This is a genomic window from Paenibacillus sp. Marseille-Q9583, from assembly GCF_976954365.1.
On the sequence record NZ_CDRJTB010000134.1, the window covers coordinates 1 to 5,347 of the forward strand.

A 5,347-nucleotide genomic window follows, 5' to 3' on the forward strand; every position below is an offset into this window, starting at 1 on the left:
CTACATCATATCCGAACGTTTCGGATATAAATCGGAGAGGAACATAGGTAGCGTAACCGTATAGATGAGGTGGGCTATTCATCTGCACAGCTTGTCCATTAATGTAGGCTGTATGATCGTCGATGGTCATCTTCAGAGAAAGTCCATTTTTTTCAGCGGTAATCGTACGAGTTGCCTTGTTCCATTCTACCCTGGCCCCAAATAACTCAAAGAGATAACGCATAGGCACTTCTGAAATGCCATTCACAATGTTTAGCGGCGGTGCTGATAGAAGTGGCATATCATCAATGTTCAACTGATACAGGAATGGGCTTGTCTTAAAGGTCCATTTTTTCACTAGCGTTTCGCCACCAGATTGAAATGAAACCTCCGCGGTATACTCTCGATCCCCCCTCAACTGACGCTGCGCTGTTAGTACATACCCGTAACCAGAATTGAGTTTCTTCACACTAAGCGGGATACTAATGTGGCGGTTGCCTGCTTGTGTGCTTAGTTTAGCCTTTATGTCCGCTACATCCCGTAGACTACTAAAGACCGTAAGTGTTGTAGCTTCTCCTTGAATTAACTGCTGTACATTCATTTTGTAAATGTTGCCTGACCACACTCGCGTCATTCCATCATAAGGAAATACGCTCGCAGTCGCTGGTGTAGTCATTACGCCTTCTGACTGCAAAGCACCAACAATCACGGTAGACTTACCCACTCGTGCAATGCCAATAGAAGCAACTGCCGGGGTCAGCATCACTTCCCTGCGATCATGCATAACTGCTAGCTCGTTAATCTCTGAAGCCATATCAAATTCATCATAGGCCCGCTCTTTCATATATACGGTTTCCATAATCTCCGGTACTTCTCCGCTAAAACCCGAAGTTAACACTCTCTCTTTAGGCGTTTGTTGGGTAAAGAACTCACGACCTTTCACTTCTATAGATAAATCGCCTTCAGACTTTATCGTAAAATTAGCATTAGCGTAGCGAGCATGATTAATCGCCGCCTTAACGAGGGCAGGATCAAGTTTCACTTCATCCAACCCCATTTGTTGCCGAATTTTATTAATCGAAGCTAGTGCTTTTAGTTGCTCCGTACTACTAGTTCCGTCAAACAATACTTTTGCGGCTTGTACCTTTGTGACATCAATCCATGGAGTGATTGCCATAAGCAGCAAGACGCCTATAAGCATCCATTTTTTATGCATAGTTCTCCTCCTCAAAATTCCATATCTTGTTAGACGACATTCTTCCAGAAAGGTTTCTGTAAAGCAGTTCAAAAACACAAAACTAACCACCCCGTAAATGAACTTCACCTCAATGGTTAGACACACAATCAGAGGCGTATTTCATTTTAGAGTGGCTTCTCTGTAATCTCTTATGGTTTCTGAATAAACAGTTGTGTCCAATAATGTTGATATTGACTAGTAGCAGTTCCCCCTACATAACCAACCCCAATATCCGTAAAGCGAGGATCCAAAATATTAGCTCTATGACCAGTACTATTCATCCACGTTCTCATTACTGCTTCAGGTGTTGCTTGGCCCGCCGCGATATTTTCTGCATAAGCACGCCACTCCACTCCAAATCGATCTAGCATTTGAGAGGGGGTGCCATAAGTTGGAGAGGTATGACTAAAATAGTTATTATCCCTCATATCTCTTGATTTCAAAACCGCAAGATCAGTTAGCCGCGTGTTTAGAGTTAAGGCAGCGATTCCTCTACTCGTCCGTTCTTCGTTGACTAATCTAAAAACTTGCAATTCAAATGCGTTAGCTTGTCTAATATGAATCCTTGACTTCCCTACTCTTTTCGTTACGGGACTACGTTTCGTTTTTATTCCTTTACTCAAAGAACTTTTGACTCTTCTTATTGAAGATGCTTCATGATTTGCCCTCCTACAATGTATTTACAACAATATATTGTGGAAGAGGTCTTCACGCTTGTACCAAAGTCTATAATTCTACTATAAATTTTGTTACCCCTATGTACTAGATATCTCTTTGACTTGACATGCATGTGTTACTTTATGTTAATATAAACAAATCATAAACGTTGATATATCATCTATTTTTAATTAGGAGAGATCACATGGATTTCAAAGAACCACTAGGTTTAGTTATTCGAGATTTACACTTAGAAATAGCCAATTATTTAACAAAATTGCTTGCACCCGTTCGGCTTGCGCCTGAACAACATTTACTTATGGCTTTGTTGCTTGAAAAAGATGGTCTATCTCAGAACGAGATTGCTAATAAACTTGGGAAGGATAAAGCCAGTGTTGCCCGAATGATCGCTAGCTTAGAGAACAAGGGGTACATTCATAAAGTAACTAGTACGCAAGACCGTCGTTCGGTAAATGTTTTTGTCACAGACGAAGGCAGGAAATTAGAGACTACAATCAATGAGGTGACAATCAAATTAAACGAAATTATAGCGAAAGGATTCTCTCCTGCAGAGTACTCAGCGCTAACAACTTTGTTAACTCGTGTGCAGAATAATGTAAGAGAGGCATAAATACGAATCCATTTCTGAAAAGAGGTTTATCCAAATCATGGAATTAACAGCAGCTGTTAAAGTTAAACGTCCAGACCTTATGGCCTTCTCGCTCATGCTAGGTGCATTCGTCGGACTATTTAGTGAAACCGCCTTAAATATGGCTTTTACAAACTTAATGGATGAATTTTCAATCAACGCCTCAACGGTTCAATGGCTAACTACAGGATATTTACTTGTATTAGGTATCCTTGTTCCGATATCCGCCCTATTAATGCAATGGTTTACCACCAGACAATTATTCACAGCTTCCTTGCTATTATCTATCGTCGGTACATTAATTGCTGCCCTCTCCCCAAACTTCACCTCCTTATTAATTGCGCGTTTAGTGCAAGCCTTGGGTACTGGCTTATTGCTGCCCCTAATGACGAACATTATTCTGATTATCTTTCCTGCACATAAACGCGGAACGGTCATGGGGATGATGGGACTAGTGACTATGTGTGCTCCGGCCATCGGACCAACGCTATCTGGATTGATCGTGGATCATTGGGGCTGGGAGTTTATTTTTTGGATCAGCTTACCTTTATTATTATTTACATTTGGATTCGGATTAACATTCATCAAAAATGTAGCCAAAATCTCTAAACCTAAAATAGATATTTTCTCCATCCTGCTTTCTACTCTCGGATTTGGTGGCATCGTATTTGGATTTAGTAACATCTCTGATCATTCTTTAAGTGATATCATTGTCTATCTGCCCCTTATCGTTGGTGTCATTAGCCTAATTGTTTTTGTGTTACGACAATTTAAGTTGGAAACGCCTATGCTGAATTTACGAGTGTTTAATTATTCTATGTTTACAATTGGTCTTATTATGGTCTTTTTTGGAATGATGATCATTTTATCCTCTGCCATTTTATTACCCTTATATTTAAAAGGAGGTTTGTTGTTATCCGCCACAGCTGCAGGAATTTTACTCCTTCCAGGCAGTGTGATTAACGGAGCTATGGCTCCAGTAACTGGGAGAATATTTGATAAATTCGGCCCGAAGCTATTGCTGCCACTTGGATTCTCCATCGCAACCATTGCAGGATTTCTATTTACAAGTAACTCTACTGAAACCAGTAGCCTGACCTTTATTTTAATACACTGCACAATGTTTATTGGATTGGCAATGGTCTTTATGCCCGCTCAAACCAATGGCTTAAATCAATTACCCGTGAATTACTATCCGGACGGAGCTGCTGTTATGAACACACTTCAACAAATCGCAGGTGCCCTTGGTACGACGTTCGCTGTTACACTAATGTCAAGCGGACAAACACGATTCGCGAATACACACCCAACTGCTGCACAGCCTGAGATTCTAACTGCTGGAATTACATATGCTTATTTGTTTATCGCAATAATTGCAGGAATAGGCTTGATTTTATCGTTATTTGTTAAGCGTGTTCGGGTCTAATCATTTTAATCTAAAAAAGACAGTGGACATGAACTGTCCGCTGTCTAAATTTTAATCGATATCTTTCTCATAAAATACTAAAGTTAATTTATCATTTATTTGCTTTGTTTCTTCTGTTCGTTTATATCCTACCTTTTCATATAAATAGCAGTTCCTCTGCTCTTGCTCAATACTATCCAGCTCCCATTTTTTCGCGTCATTATATCTCTGTTCAATGATTAATTCGATCTATCATTTTTTCTACGGACTCATTGGCAGGGCTGGTTTTCCATTAAAATATATTACTATTATTAAGGTTTATGGTTTGTTTTTAGGTATGATATAGAGTGATCCGTCTTCCTTGTATTCAGCATACGCAATGTCCTCAACGCATTGATAGCCATGCTCCCTGATCCATTCCTGGATCTGTATCTTATTCATCGGTCTGCCACGCATCGAATCTTCCAACAGCCTACCTTTATCAATAACTGTAATGGAAAAAGAGGAAGACTGCTCCGATTGCTCCTCTTCAGACTTGCGCATAACCGACAGTGAGCCATTCGTTTCGAGCAGAGCATACTTCACTTCACTTAGAGAAAAAATATTTTGCTGCCGCAGCATAAACAGCAGTTGGGTAAACTCAATATCGTATTTCTCCATCAAATCCTGTTTCACTTTGCCATCGTCAATAAGCAACACCGTCCGGCCTTCCGCCATGTTCCCGAACTTCACAAAATGGGTCGTTGCCTTTTCAAACAAATAAGACAAAACGGTCCAGATGAAAAGCGCAAACAGCAGATGCCAGATCTTCACCTCATCATCGTATATCGTATTCCCTACAATCTCACTTAAAATCAATGATGACAGGAAATCGAGAGGTGTCAATTGGCTAAGCGTCTTGCGGCCAGTAATAAAGGTAATGATCCACAAACCAAAGAAACTAATGATCAGTTTGACACCTATAGTTATAAATATCTCCATTACTGCACCTCCAGATGGGACTTCGCACAGGGTCGTTGCCCTTATGACACGAAATCCATTCATGAAAGGTATTACACACTCCTAGTGGGGGATAAACAGTAAACGAGACGCTCTGCATCTAGCCCTTATGTTGGAATGGTGATAATGAACGTTGTGCCTTTGCCTTTTTCACTATCAACTTCAACAATGCCTTTCACTTTATCAATGGTACTGTAGACCATTAGCATCCCCAGTCCCGTGCCTTCAGCTTTGGTCGAATAATACGGTTTACCGAGACGCGATATTTCTTCCTTTGTCATTCCAATGCCAGTATCGCGAATACTGATAATAATATTTTGTTTTTTTTCCGAAATATCGATGAACAGCGTACCACCGTCCTTTTCCTTCATGGCTTCGATTCCGTTTTTATATAGATTAATAAGACATTGCTGTATTTGGT

At 40.4% G+C, this 5,347-nt stretch carries 6 protein-coding genes; 2 read left to right on the forward strand and 4 right to left on the reverse strand.

Translation table 11 applies throughout. The features are described from left to right. On the reverse strand, positions 1–1,195 hold a 1,195-nt coding region (locus ACWNM1_RS30125), incomplete at its 3' end, for a stalk domain-containing protein (RefSeq protein WP_449603856.1). 170 nt (positions 1,196–1,365) lie between these two features. Then, positions 1,366–1,839 carry a CAP domain-containing protein gene (locus tag ACWNM1_RS30130; protein ID WP_449603857.1) on the reverse strand — a complete coding sequence of 158 codons (474 nt, stop codon included), beginning with the start codon at positions 1,837–1,839 and terminating at the stop codon, positions 1,366–1,368. Positions 1,840–2,078: 239 nt separating this feature from the next. Between ACWNM1_RS30130 and ACWNM1_RS30135 the strand changes: the two genes are divergently transcribed. Further along, positions 2,079–2,504: a MarR family winged helix-turn-helix transcriptional regulator gene (locus ACWNM1_RS30135; RefSeq protein ID WP_449603858.1), complete on the forward strand. Its 426-nt coding sequence runs from the start codon at positions 2,079–2,081 to the stop codon at positions 2,502–2,504. A 37-nt stretch (positions 2,505–2,541) separates the two neighbouring features. Continuing rightward, positions 2,542–3,948: an MDR family MFS transporter gene (locus ACWNM1_RS30140; protein ID WP_449603859.1), complete on the forward strand. Its 1,407-nt coding sequence runs from the start codon at positions 2,542–2,544 to the stop codon at positions 3,946–3,948. 297 nt (positions 3,949–4,245) lie between these two features. Here the strand turns inward: ACWNM1_RS30140 and ACWNM1_RS30145 are convergent, their stop codons facing one another. Both ACWNM1_RS30145 and ACWNM1_RS30150 read right to left on the reverse strand, forming a co-directional pair. Continuing rightward, positions 4,246–4,908: a DUF421 domain-containing protein gene (locus tag ACWNM1_RS30145; protein WP_449603860.1), complete on the reverse strand. Its 663-nt coding sequence runs from the start codon at positions 4,906–4,908 to the stop codon at positions 4,246–4,248. A gap of 125 nt (positions 4,909–5,033) precedes the next feature. Then, the coding region (locus tag ACWNM1_RS30150; protein ID WP_449603861.1) for an ATP-binding protein at positions 5,034–5,347 on the reverse strand (314 nt) is incomplete at its 5' end.

Bases quoted from the DNA above. Each gene is read 5' to 3' on its own strand.
- ACWNM1_RS30145 (WP_449603860.1), bottom strand. From the start codon at position 4,908: ATGGAGATATTTATAACTATAGGTGTCAAACTGATCATTAGTTTCTTT.
- ACWNM1_RS30135 (WP_449603858.1), top strand. From the start codon at position 2,079: ATGGATTTCAAAGAACCACTAGGTTTAGTTATTCGAGATTTACACTTA.
- ACWNM1_RS30140 (WP_449603859.1), top strand. From the start codon at position 2,542: ATGGAATTAACAGCAGCTGTTAAAGTTAAACGTCCAGACCTTATGGCC.